This window comes from Paenibacillus sp. FSL W8-0439 (assembly GCF_038008995.1).
GTDB lineage: Bacteria > Bacillota > Bacilli > Paenibacillales > Paenibacillaceae > Paenibacillus > Paenibacillus polymyxa.
Genome location: NZ_JBBPAK010000001.1, coordinates 5,567,927 through 5,585,693, shown reverse-complemented (window position 1 = coordinate 5,585,693; position 17,767 = coordinate 5,567,927). Strand labels below are relative to the sequence as shown.

Sequence of the window (17,767 nt, the reverse complement as noted above, 5' to 3'; positions counted from 1 at the left end):
CGTACCCTGTAAGATTTACAGCAATAACTATACAAGAGACTAGGACCAGCCAAAAACGAAAGGATTTCATAGCCTATACCTCCATTCCTTTAAAAAAAGAAGCCGCGAGACGATTATCAGCAGCCTGAGATCGTGGCGGCTTCTAGGGATTTTTTACTACACTTCTTTTACAGGACGTAACACTGCGTAGCCGTATCCCTCAGGGAAATGCCGTTGATAATCCTGCTTCGTTTCTTCATCCCATGCATACCCCATACTGCCTGGGTCAAAATTCCAAGCTTTTTCCTCCACCACTCTCATAACATCTCCATTGTTTTTTAAATAGTTAAAGGGCGGGTGGAAAAACACCAGGTAATCTGATTCGGGGATGTTTCGGCACTCCATACCTGCTGGAATCTCTCCATTGTAGTCAGCAGCAACCGGTATTCCATACAGATAGCCCTTCTGACCATTCTGATAGAACCAGCCTGCAGTTTGACCTAATTGTCCGGGAAGCTTGAGGTGAGACATACTTTCCAGGGTTCCGCAAATTTCATCACAATTATGGCCGTTTCTCCAGAAATCGCCGTAGTTTCGAGAAGAGGTATCCCAGATTCCAATAAATTTGTGTGCTGGTATATGCTCAATTTTGACTTCGGCTTCTTGTAAATGCTCCTTAACCATCTTATCCCGCTCCTTCAAATGGTAATGATAAGGAGAGAACACCTCGGCGCGAGTGGCTAAAGGAATAGGACGGGGTTCCTTCCGGTATACAGCCGGAGTTACCTCGAACGCTTTTACAAATGCTCGTGTAAAAGCTTCCTGTGAAGAAAACCCATACTTTATGGCAACATCGAGGATGCGGACATTGCTGTCCCGGAGTTCAAGAGCTGCTCGGCTAATCCTGCGCATCCACACGTAATCCCTTAACGTCATTCCTGTCAGAGAATGAAACTGTTTTGTACAGTAGTAAGGGGAGTAGCCTAACTGATTGGACATTTTCAACAATGATGGTGCTGAAGTAAGATTATTATCAATCCAATCAATCATAAGCTGGACCATTTCGTTCCATTCGTACACGAGGGTTCCCTCCTTTCGACTCCATCTTAACAGCCGGAATGCAGGAGTATTTGACTTGAGTTGCATGCTCACTTTTGGCTCGTTCCAATTTACTTCTCTACATAACGGATATATGGGTGTTGAAAGTACCTTTGATCAGATACGAAATAATATTGTTCTCCTACAACCAGCGGAGGGACTATAGACTTTGAGGAATTATATAATTCTTTATATTACCTCCGTTAGAAGCCTCACTCTGTATGACTAAGTAATCAACATTCGCGCACCACCCCATAATCCACGTAATAAGTAAGACGACAAGAGAAAAGAATCTGACTATTCCATTCTTTCATTTGTAATAATATATGTAAGATGGTTATTTAACCTGAATATGTATATTGTATGACGTATGATCGGATGTTGAAAGTGGTCTTTTGATAAAAGTAACTATTCACACAAAAAGCCTACCTACCGGAACACCGGCAGGTAGGCTTTTATAACATAAACATTCACTTACTTCGCATTCTATGCAGTCTGTGCCTTTGCATTGCAACTGCACCGACAACGTATCCTAATCAATCTTAGTTATTTTTGCGTTGACGGGCGCGAGCTTCGCCGCCTTTGCGGCCTGCTTCTTCCCTGCTCATTTTCCCGTCGCTATCACTTTGGTCCGAATTGCCACGGGCTTCACCGCCCTTGCGGCCAATTTCCTGATAGAACTCCTTGCCATGGTTTTTGGAAGTGGCTTCGCCGCCTTTTTCACCAATTTCCTGATAGAAGTCCTTGCCATGACTTTTGGATGTGGCCTCGCCACCTTTTTCGCCGATCTCTTGGTAAAATTCTTTGTCGTGATTTTTAGCAGTAGCTTCTCCACCTAAACGTCCTGCCTCTTCGCGACTCATTTTGCCATTTTGGTTGTTGTTCGCCATGTTCAATCACTCCTCATCGAATTTTAGTAAAGCGTCTACGTGTATCTATTAACCTTCGTGTCAGGAATTAAACATGTTTATTTTATTTTGATATATGGAAAATTACTGGTAAATAACTAGGTGTATCCGTCTCTATCAGACCTCCCAAGACTCTGTGCGCAGTTGTTGCTGGCGGGTAAATAATGTCGGATAAATGAACAGGCTGAGCAGCACGCTGGTCAAAATGGCAGAGGTCATGGTAGTGAATACGATGAGCAATTGCAAACGCACGGCGACAATCGGATTGGCACCTGCAATGATTTGTCCGGTCATCATACCGGGGAGCTGAACAAGCCCGAGTGTTTTCTGCCCCTCAATGGTTGGAATCATACTGGAACGTATGCAATTCTTCAGTATAGGGAAGATGGCTTGTCTCGGGGTTCCCCCCAGTGCGAGAATGAGCATGATTTCAGGCTTGCGCAGCAGGACTTCCGACTTGAGCCGTGATACCAGCAGGCTGGACAAAATCATGGAGCTGCCAATGATCATGCCGCTAATCGGAATCATGTACCGGGCTGTCGCCGGAATGATATGCAGGCCAATCAGGAATGCCTGTGTAACGATTTCCACACACAGCAACGTCAGGAATGACTTCCACATGAGACGAGGGATAAACCGTCCTTTGCGTGCAACATTTTGAGAAGCTACAGTGATCATGAGCAGAATGAATAATACGATAAATGCGTAGCTTTGCATCCCGAAAATCAAATGCAATACATATCCAATCGCCAGTAGCTGAACGGATGCTCTGATCGTGGCAATAATAATGTCTCGGTCCAAACCGAGTTTGAAGGACTTGGACATGACGATGGCGATAAATACAAAACCAAGAGAGAGAATCAAGGCAACAATCGTCATACCCATTCTCCTGCTACAAATTTGCGGGTTTCACTATGCTGTGGAGCATTAAAAAATGTCTCCGTATCCGCTTGCTCTACCAGTCTTCCGTTGATCATCAGCCATGTTTCGTGGCCTACCCTGCGGGCTTGTTCCATATGATGTGTAATCCAGATCATTGTTGTTACCTCTTCTTTGTTCATTTGAAGCAGCAGTTCCTCAACTTCTTTGACTGAGGCGGGGTCCAGTGCAGAAGTAATCTCATCCAGTAGTAAAATATCCGGACGGTTCGCGAGCGTCCGTGCCAAGGCCAAGCGCTGTCTTTGTCCACCGGACAACTCCTGCGCCTTCTGTTCTAGCAGGTCACGGGTAAGCCCTACACGCTCTAACAGGCCAACCGGATCTTCCAGTACCATACCATGCAGCCGCTCTACCGTCTGGAGATTGTAGAGGACCGTCCCCTGAAGCATGGGAGCATCTTGAAAAACCAATGCTACCTTTCGTCTCAGTTCAGGGATCTCCCACTCGGTTATAGGCTTGCCGAGGACGCTGATTTCTCCTTCATCCGATGTTAGCAAGAGATTGCACAATGAAAGCAGTGTGCTTTTACCAGAGCCTGACGGACCAACCAGTGTCGTGATTTTTCCGCGAGGGACCTTTGCTGTAATCCCGTTCAGGACAGCGCGTTGCTGCCCCGATCCAGTGAAATATTTGGTGACGTGATTGAATTCAATAGCTGATAGTGGCTTGGATTCCATAGATATAGTTAGCTCCTTTGCAGGGAATCGGAAAAGATATCAGATCCGCTCTATAATCTCTTTGTATTATATCAGTAATATCCTACTGGCTCTTCTTCTAAAAAAGATCCGGGGGATGGAACTGTTGCAAACGGGACCCTCTTTGTATAAACTAACAGGATTAGTTAAGACAAAATAAGAACTTAGTCTGTATATCCATATGAAAATCACCTTACATAGGAATTCAACGAAAGGGGACAGGATGATGTCACCTAGAAATGGAGTAAAGCTACAAGATATCCTGAAGGCTGCTGAGGATATTGCCAATGAACGTGGGATGGGAGATGTCACGCTCACTACGCTGGCGCAAAAGCTGCATATTCGTCCTCCATCTTTGTACAACCATGTGGACGGGTTGAACGGATTGCGTCATGTGCTAGCATTACATAGCCTCGAAAAGTTAGAGGAGGCATTGGTGAGCGCAGCCGTAGGCAGAGCAGGCGAAGATGCGCTGACTGCTATGGGGAGAGCGTATATGCAGTATGCGCGCGAGCGACCTGGTTTGTATGAAGCGATGCTGTATGCAACTGACCGAAATGATACCGAGCTAAGACATGCAGCGGATCGCGTAGCGGAACTTGTCATTACCGTGCTATCCAGTGGCTACGGTTTCAACGAAGCAGATTGCATTCATGCAGCGAGGGGATTCCGTAGTCTTCTGCATGGTTTTGCCTCGCTTGAACAAAAGGGTGGTTTTGGTTTACCTGTGGATGTGGATCGGAGTATCGAAGTGATGATGGACACCTTTTGGGCAGGTCTTCGCGTGTTACAGCATAAGCGAGATGTGGAGCATTCAGAAAAAAACTGAGTTCAATCTGATATAGCCCATATGATTGCGTCCTAGACTCAAAGGGTAAAATATATCAGTATAAAGTAGATGACAGACCGTGAATACAGGAGGGATAAGAGTGAACGTATTGGTGATTGGTGCCAATGGAAAAGTAGGCAGACATCTCGTTCGCCTACTGGGGCAACATGAATTGCATCGCGTAAAGGCGTTAATTCGCAAACCGGATCAGGCCGAAGCGCTTGAACGTTTGGGAGCAGAAACGGTAGTAGCTGACCTTGAAGGGACAGTTGATGAAATTGCTGCAGCTATAAAAGGCAGCGATGCTGTCGTGTTCACGGCAGGCTCCGGCGGCAAAACAGGAGCGGATAAAACACTGCTCATCGACCTTGATGGAGCAGTCAAGGCGATGGAGGCCGCTGAGCAAGCGGGTATCCGGCGCTTTATTATGGTCAGCGCTCTACATGCGGAGAACCGGGAGCAGTGGCCCGAATCGATTAAGCCGTACTATGTGGCAAAGCATTATGCAGATCGCTTGCTGGAAGCGAGCAATCTGGATTACACGATTCTTCGTCCCGGCGGGCTAACAGATGATGAGGGTACTGGCAAGGTTGCTACTGGTGAAGATCTTACCAGCCATACCATCTCACGTGAAGATGTAGCGGCAACGGTGGTAGCAGCACTGGAGGAAAAACAGACGTATCATCGTGCGATTGATTTGGTGTCGGGCAGTACGCCTATTGCTGAGGCCATCCGGTAGAGCTGATGAATTGAAAGATATGTGCATAATAAGGACAAAGGCAGACCCAGAGGCAGGACTCCGGGTCTGCTTTTTGCTTTGTATAATCCTTTCCTTTAACGCTACGTATGACCAAAAAACCAACGTTCCGATGGGCATATTACGAAAAAATTTGCTTAAAACTAATTGTATTAATTATAATACTAATATAATTAGTTTACGGTCAAGAAAAGGAGATGAGATAAAATGCGTATCGTTCAGGTGCAGCATGTGTATCAATTGACGTTTATGCCCCGGCTGTTCCCGGTGAACTGTTATTTGGTGGAGGAGAACGTGGGGCTTACCCTGATTGATGCCGGAATGCCATACAGTGCTCAGGGTATTGAACAAGCTGCGGCGCGCATTGGACAGCCGATTGTACGAATTGTACTTACCCATGCGCATGGGGATCATGTAGGTGCGTTGGATAAGCTGAAGGAAAAGTATCCTGAGGCACAAGTATTCATTTCAAGGCGGGATGCTCGGCTGCTGAAGGGTGATGTATCGTTGGAGACAGGCGAACCGAACACTCCTATTCGGGGCAGCGTGCCAAAGAATATCCTTACCCAGCCTGACGTTTTACTGGAGGATGGGGATAACGTGGGCTCGCTGCTGGCGATCAGCGCACCGGGACATACGCCGGGCTCGATGGGATTTTTGGATACCCGTACACGTGCGTTGATTGCAGGTGATGCCTTTCAGACTCGGGGTGGTGTTGCGGTGGCGGGAAGGCTCAAGCCGCTGTTTCCTTTTCCGGCACTAGCTACCTGGAACAAGGAAATTTCGCTGGCAAGCGCCAAAAAACTGGCGTCTTGCAATCCGTCTCTATTAGCAGCCGGTCATGGCAACATGCTGAAGCATCCACAATCTCAGCTGGAAAAAGCGATTATGGAGATGGAACAGCAATGTTCAGTGTGATGATTACGTATTCAGCCAACATTCAGCCAGAACTCACAAAGTCCTAAGCTAAGGCAGATACAATATGAGGAAAATAGAAACAGAGAGAGGTGCATCGGATTTGAACGTTTGGAAGGCGAACGGTCTGAAATATATGCTTCTATTTAGTCTCATATTGTGTGCTGCCGTTAGTATCGTGTCGTTATGGAGTTACTCAGGTAGTTCCGCGTCTCAGTCTGCGGCCGTTAGGCAAGGCCCATCCGGCGGGTTCGGAGGAGGACCAGGCGGAGGCATGGGAGGGCCGGGGCAACGTTCCTCTGACGGTCAGACTGCGGGGAACCGTGGAACAGGAAATGTAGGACAGGACCAGCAGAATTCGTCCTCAGCATCTACGGATGCGACGAACAGCTCTGACGGCAAGAATCAGGGGACGACAGGTCAGACGACAAACTCCACTACTGAGAACCCATCGATATCAGGTGACAAAGGCACAACGGCCGGGAATGATACGCCTGCATCGGGCGGCAGTGGTATTGCTAGAGACGGACAGCACAACAGAGGTCCGGGTGGCATGTCTGGTAACGGATCTGGAATGGGCATGGGCGGTCCAGGCGGTGGTATGGGTGGTGGAAGGAATGGAAATTCTTCATCTGCTTATGCTACTCCGACGGCGATTTTCGCCGCTTTATTCTTCGGCGCGTTCGTATTTATTGCGTACCGTTTTCGGGCTCAAGAATGGAAGCTCGGGGAACGTAACCGGGGACTGATGCTATGGACTGTGCTGGGTGTGGGGTTCTTTTTAAGAATGGCGATCGCCCCATGGATCTCGGGTCACATGGACTTAATGCTATTCCGAAACTGGGCTACGACAGCAGCGAATAGCTTGTCAGGCTTTTACATGAATGGTTCCAGTGATTATCCACCATTCTATATTTATATTTTATATGTGATCGGTAAAATCGGCTCTACGGATGCCTTCATTCCTTATATGTCCGTACTGCTGCGGCTTCCGAATATATTAGCGGATATCGTGACAGCGTACATGCTGTACCGGTTGGCAAGCAAACGGGTCGGCTATGGAGTGAGCCTCGGATTGGCTATATTCTACGTGTTTAACCCGGCTGTATTTATCAATTCGACCTTCTGGGGGCAGGTAGATTCATTCTTTACCATGCTGATTGTAGGCATGATTGTGCTGCTGGTGGAAAACCGAATTGGCTGGTCCGCTGTACTGTTTACGATAGCGGTATTAATGAAGCCACAGGGGATTATTTATGGGCCGGTTCTGTTCTTCGAGCTGCTGAGACAGCGCAAAATACAGCCTTGGCTGTTGTCCATTGGTGGTGCCGTTGTGACAACCATTCTGGTCATATTGCCATTTTCATGGGGGCAGGAGCCATTATGGCTGCTTGATTTATACAAGGGGACAGTTGGCGAATATCCATATGCTTCGGTGAACGCGTATAACTTCTTCGCACTCATTGGTGGCAATTATACGCAGGACACTACAACGCTGTTCCTGTTCAGTTACCATACATGGGGTATGATCTGCATTGTGCTGGTGACTTTGTTTACATGGTGGATGTATATCCGCAGTCGGAAACCACAGTTCGCAGCAGCAGCTGCACTGGTACTCATTGCAGGTGTATTTACCTTCGCTTCCAGCATGCATGAACGGTACCTGTTCCCTGCGGCCGCGTTAGCTGTACTGGCGTACCTGTATTTGCGAGATCGCAGATTTTTGTGGCTTGCGGGTGGATTCAGTCTTACGATTTTCCTGAACACCTTTGATATTTTCTATAGCTCCAATTCTCAGGATCATTACGGTATTATTTTGTGTGTAACATCATTGCTAAACGTGTTGTTGTTTGTGTATTTGGTCAAGGTAGTGTGGGATTGCTCCAGGCCGGCTACAGTTCAGGCTGCGCCTGCCAAGGACATGGTTCTCCCGGAGCTTCCATCGGAGCAATTAACATGGGGAGCGTCATCCCAAGGTGTGAACACAACGATGGAGAAATAGCTGATAGCAAAATGTAAAGAACAAAAGAAACCGCTCTTTGGCAAATGGGAAGTGGCCAAGTCGCCACAAGCCATAAGCTCAAAGAAGCGGTTTTTTATTTAATCCATATATTCGTTCAGTTTCTGTACATCGCAGATGGTAATCTCTCGTGTACCTTTGATATGAATAATCCCCAGTTGTTCAAATTTTCCGAACTTGCGGCTGATGGTTTCACGTGTCACACCCACATAATTAGCCATCTCTTCGCGTGAAAGGGGGAGATTTATTTTAATATTGGAGCCGTCTGGCTTGCCGTATTTATGTCCAAGTTCGAGAATCATGTAGGCAATACGGATTTCCGGGTCTTTGGTAGCCAGACTTTGAGCCAGGTTTTCAGTATGTGCCAAGCGTTTGGTAATGGTTTTGAGCAACCTCAAAGAGATATCGGGATTGTTGCGGATCAACTCCTCCATATCATCCTTGGTGAGCATACAAATATCAGTGTCCTTTAAGGCGTAAGCACTAAAATTACTCAGCTCGTCGTTATTAAATATGTTCAACTCACCAAAAAAATCGCCAGTAGTCAGAATGTGTAGAATTTGCTCTTTCCCCTGAGGTGTCATCTTCAGCAGCTTGACATGCCCGCTTTTAATAATGTATAGCGTATCCGATGCCTGTTCCTCGACAATCAAGGCCTCGCCTTTCTGATATTTTCGATGCCGGATCATGGAGCTAACCTTGCATAAATCTTCGCAGGACAAAGAGGAAAAGATAGGCACTTTGCGGGCACATGGCTCCTGTTCGCACTGGCAGGGGCAGGACATTTCATTCACATTCATTCACTCCATTCATCAACGGGAAACTAAAAAGTATAGTGTGTTCTTGTTATTTTGTATCATCTATAGGGGCAAAATGGCTTTGATCCTCACCGCAGACTGGACAAACCCAGTCCTCTGGAAGGTCTTCGAACGCTGTACCTGGCATCACGTCTTCATCAGGGTCACCTATAGCAGGATCATAAACGTATCCACAGGGCTGACATACATATTTTTTCATTGTTAATTCTCCTTGTCATCTAAAATTTTTGTAAGCTCTGGTGCGTCCGGACTGAGTCCTTGGGTAATGGCTGCTTTATATGGAAGTGAAGCAAGAGCATCTCCGAAGCCAATCGCGCCACAGATAGAGCCGTTTTGTATGAACATACGTGTATAAGAAACTTGATTTTCACGGGTCAGGCTGTTGTCGCAGGCCTGTTCATCTACCAGACCGATGGAAAACAAGGGGCATTCATAGCTGTTGGACAGGGTGGCAGGAATGGGACGCTGGTAAGCTGCGGAGGCGCCCGCCATATTAGTGCCTGCTATTTTCCCTTGTTCCATAGCACTTTCCCATAATCCATCTACTCTATTGTGGAACTCGGCTACATCACCTGCTGCGTATATATTGGGGAAGCTGGTCTCCATCTGCGCATTCACCTGAATGCCTTGTCTGATATCAAGACCGATTTGGCGAGCAAGCTCCGTATTAGGTACAATGCCGATAGAATACACGACATGTTCACAGGGAATAACAGTGCCGTCCTGCAGTTCTACGCCCTCTACATGCTCCATGCCTGTAATACGCTTTACGCCTTGTCCAAGGCATACCTGGGTGCCCTGTTCGATTACTCGGCGGGTCAAAATAGGGGATGCCTTTTCATCTAGCTGACGGGGCATCAGCCGTTGCGAAGCTTCCAGAATGGTGACGGCATATCCGGCTTGCTGGAAGGACCAGGCGGTTTCTACACCCTGAATACCGCCCCCGACGATACATATCCGGTCTCCCTCTCGCAATTCCGCTTTAAGTCTGTCTGCATCTTGTCGAAACCGAATGTTGTGAACGTTCCTTAGTGAAGCCCCGTCCAGCACCAGCTTACGGTTATGGGCTCCTGTACACAGCAACAGCTTGTCATAAGCAACGGTTTGTCCATTTATTGTTTCGATGGTGCAGTCCTCTGCGTGTATCGCGGTGACCTTTATGCCGGAATAAACGTTAATCCGCTGATTGGCAAACCATTTTTCCTTTTTGATCAGGATTTTGTCGCTGTGCAAGTCAGTAAATAGCGCCTTGGAAAGCTTGACTCTGTTGTACGGAAGAGAGGATTCTTCCCCGTAAATCGAAATTTCGGCTAGCTCATCATGATCTCTAATCGCTTTTGCCGCGTTGATAGCGGCCACGCCGCCTCCGATTATAACGTAATGTTGGTTATCCATTCGGCATCTCTCCTACTTCCTCTAGCTTTCTGTGCTAAATAACACTAAGCAGCAGATCTGAGACAAATTCAGCAGCATTTTTTATTTTTTTCACTTTTTCATCTTCTGTAGGAGAGAAGCGAATGCGTACCGGAAATTCCACATGCGTCATACCCGTTGACTTGATTACATCTGAAGTACTTTGGACTTTCATATTAGTACCGTTCAAGTAATCTTGTACGACCTCAATGGCTTCACCGCTCCAGCCATAGGAGCCAAAGGCGGCAGCAAGCTTGCCTTCCAAATTCATCTTTTGCATTTGTTGCAGCAGGTCTTCCAATTTGCCTGTCATGTCGGCATATTTGGTAGAGCTACCGACGAAAACAGCATCCGCTGAGGCAATACTATTTAATATCTCGGTTTCATCCGCCTTATCTACATCCCATAGCTCCACCTTGATTTGGTTCTCCAAAAAGCAATCTCTCAGGATGTTTGCCATTTTTTTAGTATTATTTTTTAAGGTGGCATAAACAATCGCTACTTTTTTATCATCCTTGGTTTCGGTGCTCATCGATGCGTACAAATCAATAAATTTGGCAATATCATGTCGGATCGCGAAGCCGTGGGAAGGAGCAATCATCTCAATATCCAAGTCAGATACAGCTTCGATTAATGTACGCACATATCTGCGATGTGGATGAATAATAGCCTGGTAGTATCCGATAAAATCCTCGGTAATATCAAAACCGGCCTCATCGGCAAATAGATGCTCTACAGCTACGTGTGTGCTGAAAATATCGCAAGGGAACAAGATTTTATCTTCCACGCAATACGTAATCATGGTTTCCTCCGTATGGAGGTAAGGTGTTTCCTTAAATAGCAGTGTCTTGCCTCCAATATCGAGTTGATCCCCGTCTTTGATTACGAGGAAGTTCCGATGCTGGAGCTTGTACATCTGCTGAATTTCTGGAACGGCAATCTCAGTGCAGACAATGGTGGCGTTTGCTGCCTTGGAAGCAAGGGCCGCCAACCCGCCGGAGTGGTCCGGTTCCGTGTGATTGACGATTATATATTGAATATCCAACGGGTCGATCAATTCCGCTACAGCTTCGGCAAATTCTCTACCGAACGCCATATCTACGGTATCTATAATGGTTGGTTTTCCGGTTTTTAGTAAGTATGCATTATAGGTTGTACCCTTAGATAGGGTAAGCCGATGAAAGGGTACCTCACGATTATCGATTTTTCCTACCCAATATATATTCTTTGCCAGCTTAAATCCTGGTTTCATAGGAATAACCTCCTGTTGTTTTGGTTTGTCTAACACAATTTGATTCTAGCTAGATGTGATGATGAAAAAGATGATTGAAATCAAATTTTTGAATATTTCAAAGTATTTATGACTTAAATTTATGTTTGTGATCGCAATCACAAGACGAGCGTAATAATTAAATACAATAAGACTATATAGGCCCAATCCAATTACAAACAGGAGAGTGAATCCACATGAAAAAATCAAACCTTATTCAATTTCAAGAATATAAAGAAGCTGCATTTACAAAACGAATTGTGCATAAGGAAGCCGACAATGTTATTTTTATTCTCAACTTCACCCCTCATGCTGAGCTGCCAACACATAATCATCCAGGAGCGAATGTATATTTGCTCGTTCTTGAAGGAAGCGGTACTGTAACTGTAAATGGTGAAGAAACGGAAGTTGTCCAAGGGGATATGATCCATATTACCGGAGATGAGCACTTTTCCTATCGTGGTGGTGCGGGAGCGAACTCCAGCCTGCATGTGGTGTTGACCAAAACGCCAAGTGAAAGCTACGCACAAAATGTATAAAGTATAGAAATAACAAGAAGAGAAAACGCAATCCAAATATAAGAAAGCCGCTTGGTTTAAATGACCAAGCGGCTTTCTTATTGGAGAGCCACACCCCGAAATAGACTATACATTCCCCTCTGAGCTGGATGACTGTATCTGTGACAACGCTGGATGTCTGTTCATCAACAAGCCACTGTAGGTCACGGTTGTGTTCGGCGAGGAAGCAGCTGGGGGCAATAGTTTTCACGCTTTGGAGCGACCTTATGATGAAATCCCGTCTGTACAAACTGCTCTCGAAGTGCCACAATACGTTGCAAAGGCCATATTTCTCCAGCTGGGATATCGTGCAAGGCCCGCGAAGTAGTCAACCCCAATAAAATAACGTTTCATTGAAAGGAGGAGGCAGGTTATGAAGCTGCATCGAGCCATTGTGGTGGATGATGAAATATTCACCCGCAAAGGGCTAATTCAACTTGTGGATTGGGAAACCTGTGGCTTTGAAATCGTGGGAGAAGCTGATAATGGTGAGGATGCGCTGGAGCTAATCAGTCGTCTTCACCCGGATCTGATCATTACCGATATTCGTATGCCTGTGCTGGATGGATTAGAGCTGATTCGATCCGTACTCGAACGGGGTACCCAACATCCTGCTTTTATTATCATGAGTGGTTACAGTGATTTTACTTATGCACAGCAGGCACTCCGCTATGGAGTGCATGATTTTATACTCAAGCCGGTTGATGATGAGGACTTTTCGGCTACACTGCGCAAGCTGAGTGAAAGATTGCACCGTGAGCAACAGAACGCGCAGCGATATCAACACCACCTTACAGGCGGGCTGTTAGAGACGATGATGATGAACCCAGTGGATGATGCAGTGGTGACACATTGGGAGCAGCAGCTGCGACTTGGAGAAGCCACGTGTATGTACTATGTACTTGTTGAGCTGAATGATCAGCATCCTTGGCGCTCTGGTGACGATGGTGTCATGCTATCGCTTTTCCAGTTCAGGGAGCTTATAGAGCAAGCGCTTCATCGTTTAATGGACGGCAAGTACCCTCTCTATGTCCATGAGCATCGTAACCGGGTTGGTCTTATCGTACCGGACTTCTTTTTAGAGGGTTTTGGAGCCAAAGTAGAATTGTTTATGAAAGCGCTACAACAGGAGATAGAGGGGATGGAGTCACTAAAAAACCAGTTGGGAATTCGGGTATTCGTTTATGCGGGAAGTCCTGTGAATCGGTTGCGGGATATCCAGCAGTCCTATGCCAGTGCAAAGGAAGCAGTGCTTCATAAATACATTCATGACCCTAGCGGTATTGTTGTCTATTTACAGGATGAAATGCCATCCCTCCACTATAGGACCATTCGTCAGGACGTACTGGATAGCTTGACAGAGCAGATCGAGGAACTCCAATTGGAAGAGCTACGCGCGACCGTAGGTTATTTATTTAGCAGCTTTCGGGAAGAGTATTATGCTCCTGAGGCTATGAAAATGAGTCTGCATCAATGCGTTCTTAGTATCGTGCGGGTCATTCAAAACATGCAGGGAAATGAGCGCTCACTTCAGTCACTGGAACCGATGATAAACTGGCAGGATATGAATCTGTCGTTGGGTGAACTCCAACGATTGTTTACAGCCTTTGCCGAAGAAAGTGGAAAATATATTGGGACGTTGCGCAAGGAATGTCAGCAGGGAGGAATCCAGCACATCCGTGCTTATATTGAGCAGCATGCTGCCGAGAATATAAGCCTGAAAAGTATTGCGGCTCACTTTTACATGAATCCGGTATACCTCGGTCAATTGTTCAGAAAAACATACGGGGTGTACTTTAACGAATTTCTGCTGAAATTGCGCATTCAGGAGGCGAAACGCCTGCTGCGGCAGACGGACCTGCGTATTTATGAAATTGCGGAGCGAGTGGGCTTCGGCAGTTCAGACTATTTTGTGACTCAGTTTGAAAAGCTGGCGCACGTCACGCCAAGTGAATACCGCAATAGCCTAAGTGCTGGGTACGAGCCAGAGAGGTCCGGCGAATGAAGAGGCTGAGAACTATCCTGGATCATATACGGCTGCGAGATAAAATGCTGCTGCTTTATTTCCTCTGTGTTTTTACACCTATCGTGCTGACCAATCTGATCTTTTACCATGTTACCTCGCAAAATGTGAAAGAACAGCGTATTCAGGATATTACGCGCGCACTGGAACAAATTAAAATTGAATTTTACCGGGAATTTGAAGATGCGATGGAAATCTCGTCTATCTTTTATACCGATTATCGACTCAATGAGGTGTTGGAAGAAACATATCCCCACCCTGCTGATTATATTGCTGTTTATGACTCTTATTTACGTCGTATTTTAAACAATACTTACAGTCCTGTGTACCAATCCGTGGGTGGAATTACGATTTATACCGATAATCCAACACTAATGGATTCCGGGGGAATCAGCTTTATAGATGAGAGGGTCAAAAGCTTCCCCTGGTATACCCAAATCCCGCCTGGACGCCAGTCCAAGCCTATATTTGTCCGTACTGACGACAGTACCGCTGAGCAGCTACACCCCTTCAGCCTGATTCGACGGATGAACTATTTTTATTCCCAAAATGGTCGTGAAAAAATACTGAAAATAGAGCTGCGAATGTCATCCATTCGGGAGATTTTCAATAACTTGAACTTGCAGGGGAGTCTCTTTCTGCTTAACGAACGGGGAGAAGTCGAATATACAAATGACCCCAAGGTTGATATAAACCATAAGAGCGTGGCCTATAGCACCCTCAAGCTACCCAATGACACCATGGAATTCAAGACTCATTATGTGCTTACGAATAATCTGAACGGCTGGAGCATTGTGGCTGCGGTATCCAGAGATGAAGTGTTGTATGAAATGCAGGAACCTCGCAATTTTGCGCTCTTGTTAACCTGTGTGAATATGCTGCTGCCCACCTTGATCATTATCTGGATTACACGTTCGCTGAACGTGCGGCTTCATCGCATTCTGAAACATGTGAAGAAGGTGAAAAATCAGCATTTTGAACTCATTCCAGGTATGGAGTCGAGTGATGAAATCGGACAGCTCACAGGTGAATTTAACCGGATGACGCTGAGAATCAAACGACTGATTAACGATGTCTATATGGCCGATATTCAGCGGAAAAATCTGGAGATTCAGCGTAGGCACGCCCAGCTGAATGCACTTCACAGCCAAATCAACCCCCATTTTCTGTTCAATGCGCTGGAGACGATTCGTATGCGAAGCCTGATGAAGCATGAGGATGAGACAGCCCGCATTATTCATAATATGGCACGGATTTTTCGCAACTCGCTGGTGTGGAACAAGGATCGGGTTACTTTGCGGGACGAGTTGGAGTTGATCCGTTGTTTCCTGGAAATCCAACAATATCGCTTTGGTGAGCGAATACAGTACGATGTACAGGCACGCTCCGAAGACTTGGACAATTTGATTCCCAAAATGGTCGTACTGACGCTGGTTGAAAATGCAAGTATCCACGGCATTGAGCCGCTAAAGCATGGGGGACGCATTGAGATTCTTTTTGAGCATGAGGAAGAACGACTGATGCTAACGGTTCGGGATGATGGGGTGGGCATGTCTGCGGAACAGGTGCAGCGCTTATATGGCTACATGCAAAGGCAGGAAGAAATGGGTGAGCGTATAGGCCTGCAAAATGTCATTTATCGTCTAAAACTTTACTATGGCAACCGCTTTAAGCTGGTCATTCGCAGCGCACCCGGCGAGGGTACAGAAATTCGTATAATGATTCCGGCGGATCGGGACCTATAGTTTCCTAAGTAACACCTATAGATTGACAGGTGAACAAAATGAACGGCATTTTATAAAATGAAAGTGCTTACAATTTGGTATTCACACACAATCGACAAAAGAGGCCGAAAGGGGAAGGTCTGGCATGACAAGCAAAAGGTTCGGAATCATCAGTCTGGTAATGATTATGATGGCATCTATGATCGCTGCTTGCTCAGGGAGCTCGGGTAAGGAGCCTGCGTCGGGAGATAGCAAGGAGAAGGTCACATTCACGTATTTTAATGCCACGGCGGGAAGAGACATTAATACCAATGAAACGCGGATCGGAAAAATACTGGAAGATCAGACCGGCGTGAACTGGAAGCTGGAGCATTTGGTAGGGGATTCGAATACGAAAATCGGCACGTTTATTGCCAGTAATGACTATCCAGACGTGATTGTACCTGATGGCACGATTGATAAACTGCTGGATGCCGGGGCTTTTATTCCCCTGAATGATTTGATCGATAAATATGGGCCAAATATCAAGCGTGTATATGGACCGTACTACAATCTGATGAAAGCGGAGGATGGGAATATCTATTTCCTGCCGTTCAGTGCGGTGGTCGGTGATTATTTGTCTGCTCCTAATATAGAGCAGGGAGCTTTTTGGATACAGCGTAGAGTGTTGAAGGAGGCGGGATACCCAAAAATAAAAACGTTAGATGAGTACTTGGCTCTGATTCGGAACTATGCGAAAAAGCATGCAGACGAGGGATTAACCGGGTACTTGGCGTTAACCACGCAGGATAGGTTTTATGCGCTTACGAATGCGCCGATGCATCTGGCAGGCTATCCCAATGATGGCGGCACGATTATTGATATGAAAACACACCAGGCGACGGATTATGGAGATGAGGAAATCACAAAGCGGTATCTCCAGGAACTGAATCAGCTTAACGCAGAGGGCCTATTCGATAAATCCTCCTTTGTAGACAATTACGATCAATATTTGGCGAAGCTAACCTCGGGTAAGGTGCTGGGCTTTTTCGATTATCGCTGGCAGGCAGGGCAGTCTCTAAATAACCTGCAGGAGGCTTCCAAGCGTTCGGGTAATGATGATCTGGAATATGTAGGGCTGCCTGTTGTATACGACCGGAATATAAAGGATCAGTATCTTGATCCGTCGTCATTTGTTAATAACCGAGGCATCGGAATTACAGTCAGTGCCAAGGACCCGGTACGTATCATCAAATTTTTCAACAATCTGCTGACCGACGAAAACCAGGTATTATCCAACTGGGGGATCAAAGGTGAAACCTATGATGTAGATAAAAATGGGCGCTTTTATCGGACCAAGGAGCAAATTAAGAAGACGGGTGAGGATGCGTTCCGTGACTCATTTGGGTTCAAATATTTTGAATACAGCTGGCCGCGGTACGGTAACGGTTCTTCCTTGCCCGACGGCAACTCGGCTAGCCCCGGACGGCAGCCTGAGGTTGCGCGGATGTCGTATACCGAAGGTGATAAAAAGCTGCTTAAAGCGAACGGTGTAGAGTCCTTCTCGCAGATGTTTTCCGCACCTGACGAGCGTCCATGGTTCCCAGCCTGGAGCATTCAGGTTGATCAAGGCTCGCCTGCGCAGATTTTCCAGCAAAAGAAAGGAGACCTGCAGCGCAAATATTTCCCGCGCTTGGTACTGTCTGCACCGGCACAGTTTGATGCCATTTGGAAGGAATACACCACCGAGTTTAACAAGCTGGATGTGAAGGCCTTTGAGGAGCTGATCACGAAGGAGGTTGCCAAAAAAATCAAGACGGTCGGGAAAAAATAAAGGAGGAAG

At 46.4% G+C, this 17,767-nt stretch carries 16 protein-coding genes; 8 read left to right on the top strand and 8 right to left on the bottom strand.

Going from position 1 to position 17,767, the window contains the following annotated elements:
• Nucleotides 1-156 precede the first annotated feature (156 nt).
• From MKX36_RS24105 to MKX36_RS24090, 4 genes are all read right to left on the bottom strand, one after another.
• Nucleotides 157-1,059, bottom strand: coding sequence for an AraC family transcriptional regulator (locus MKX36_RS24105; RefSeq protein ID WP_340865924.1), 903 nt, complete (start codon nt 1,057-1,059; stop codon nt 157-159).
• A gap of 560 nt (nt 1,060-1,619) precedes the next feature.
• On the bottom strand, nt 1,620-1,967 hold the full coding sequence (locus MKX36_RS24100; protein WP_013373683.1) for a KGG domain-containing protein: 348 nt from the start codon (nt 1,965-1,967) through the stop codon (nt 1,620-1,622).
• Between the two features lie 135 nt (nt 1,968-2,102).
• A complete protein-coding gene (locus tag MKX36_RS24095; RefSeq protein WP_340865923.1) occupies nt 2,103-2,864 on the bottom strand; it encodes an ABC transporter permease in 762 nt (253 codons plus the stop codon).
• Nucleotides 2,861-3,601, bottom strand: a complete 741-nt coding sequence (locus MKX36_RS24090; protein ID WP_340865922.1) for an ABC transporter ATP-binding protein — start codon at nt 3,599-3,601, stop codon at nt 2,861-2,863. Before MKX36_RS24090 ends, MKX36_RS24095 begins: the two co-directional genes overlap by 4 nt.
• Nucleotides 3,602-3,845: 244 nt before the next feature.
• On the opposite strand from MKX36_RS24090, the gene MKX36_RS24085 reads away from it, so the two are divergent.
• The 4 genes from MKX36_RS24085 (at nt 3,846) to MKX36_RS24070 (ending at nt 8,122) form a co-directional block, all read left to right on the top strand.
• Nucleotides 3,846-4,448, top strand: coding sequence for a TetR/AcrR family transcriptional regulator (locus MKX36_RS24085; protein WP_031462458.1), 603 nt, complete (start codon nt 3,846-3,848; stop codon nt 4,446-4,448).
• Between the two features lie 100 nt (nt 4,449-4,548).
• Nucleotides 4,549-5,187, top strand: a complete 639-nt coding sequence (locus MKX36_RS24080; RefSeq protein ID WP_016822668.1) for an SDR family oxidoreductase — start codon at nt 4,549-4,551, stop codon at nt 5,185-5,187.
• 225 nt (nt 5,188-5,412) lie between these two features.
• Nucleotides 5,413-6,123: an MBL fold metallo-hydrolase gene (locus tag MKX36_RS24075; protein ID WP_340865921.1), complete on the top strand. Its 711-nt coding sequence runs from the start codon at nt 5,413-5,415 to the stop codon at nt 6,121-6,123.
• Between the two features lie 271 nt (nt 6,124-6,394).
• The gene (locus tag MKX36_RS24070) at nt 6,395-8,122 is read left to right on the top strand and encodes a glycosyltransferase 87 family protein (RefSeq protein ID WP_340866146.1); all 1,728 of its coding nucleotides are present in this window, start codon (nt 6,395-6,397) and stop codon (nt 8,120-8,122) included.
• Between the two features lie 98 nt (nt 8,123-8,220).
• Here the strand turns inward: MKX36_RS24070 and MKX36_RS24065 are convergent, their stop codons facing one another.
• The 4 genes from MKX36_RS24065 to MKX36_RS24050 form a co-directional block, all read right to left on the bottom strand.
• On the bottom strand, nt 8,221-8,925 hold the full coding sequence (locus MKX36_RS24065; RefSeq protein WP_044786998.1) for a Crp/Fnr family transcriptional regulator: 705 nt from the start codon (nt 8,923-8,925) through the stop codon (nt 8,221-8,223).
• 61 nt (nt 8,926-8,986) lie between these two features.
• Nucleotides 8,987-9,157, bottom strand: coding sequence for a rubredoxin (rd, locus tag MKX36_RS24060; protein WP_016822672.1), 171 nt, complete (start codon nt 9,155-9,157; stop codon nt 8,987-8,989).
• A gap of 2 nt (nt 9,158-9,159) precedes the next feature.
• On the bottom strand, nt 9,160-10,353 hold the full coding sequence (locus MKX36_RS24055) for an NAD(P)/FAD-dependent oxidoreductase (protein ID WP_340865920.1): 1,194 nt from the start codon (nt 10,351-10,353) through the stop codon (nt 9,160-9,162).
• 34 nt (nt 10,354-10,387) lie between these two features.
• The gene (locus tag MKX36_RS24050; RefSeq protein ID WP_025366136.1) at nt 10,388-11,623 is read right to left on the bottom strand and encodes an FprA family A-type flavoprotein; all 1,236 of its coding nucleotides are present in this window, start codon (nt 11,621-11,623) and stop codon (nt 10,388-10,390) included.
• A 215-nt stretch (nt 11,624-11,838) separates the two neighbouring features.
• On the opposite strand from MKX36_RS24050, the gene MKX36_RS24045 reads away from it, so the two are divergent.
• The 4 genes from MKX36_RS24045 (at nt 11,839) to MKX36_RS24030 (ending at nt 17,758) form a co-directional block, all read left to right on the top strand.
• Nucleotides 11,839-12,180 (top strand): cupin domain-containing protein, encoded by a 342-nt coding sequence (locus tag MKX36_RS24045; protein ID WP_019688945.1) that lies wholly within the window; start codon nt 11,839-11,841, stop codon nt 12,178-12,180.
• A gap of 391 nt (nt 12,181-12,571) precedes the next feature.
• Nucleotides 12,572-14,203 (top strand): response regulator transcription factor, encoded by a 1,632-nt coding sequence (locus tag MKX36_RS24040; RefSeq protein ID WP_340865919.1) that lies wholly within the window; start codon nt 12,572-12,574, stop codon nt 14,201-14,203.
• Entirely contained in the window at nt 14,200-15,966 is a 1,767-nt protein-coding gene (locus MKX36_RS24035; RefSeq protein WP_016822677.1) for a sensor histidine kinase, read from the top strand. Before MKX36_RS24040 ends, MKX36_RS24035 begins: the two co-directional genes overlap by 4 nt.
• A gap of 124 nt (nt 15,967-16,090) precedes the next feature.
• Entirely contained in the window at nt 16,091-17,758 is a 1,668-nt protein-coding gene (locus MKX36_RS24030) for an ABC transporter substrate-binding protein (protein ID WP_340865918.1), read from the top strand.
• The last annotated feature ends 9 nt before the right edge of the window (nt 17,759-17,767 follow it).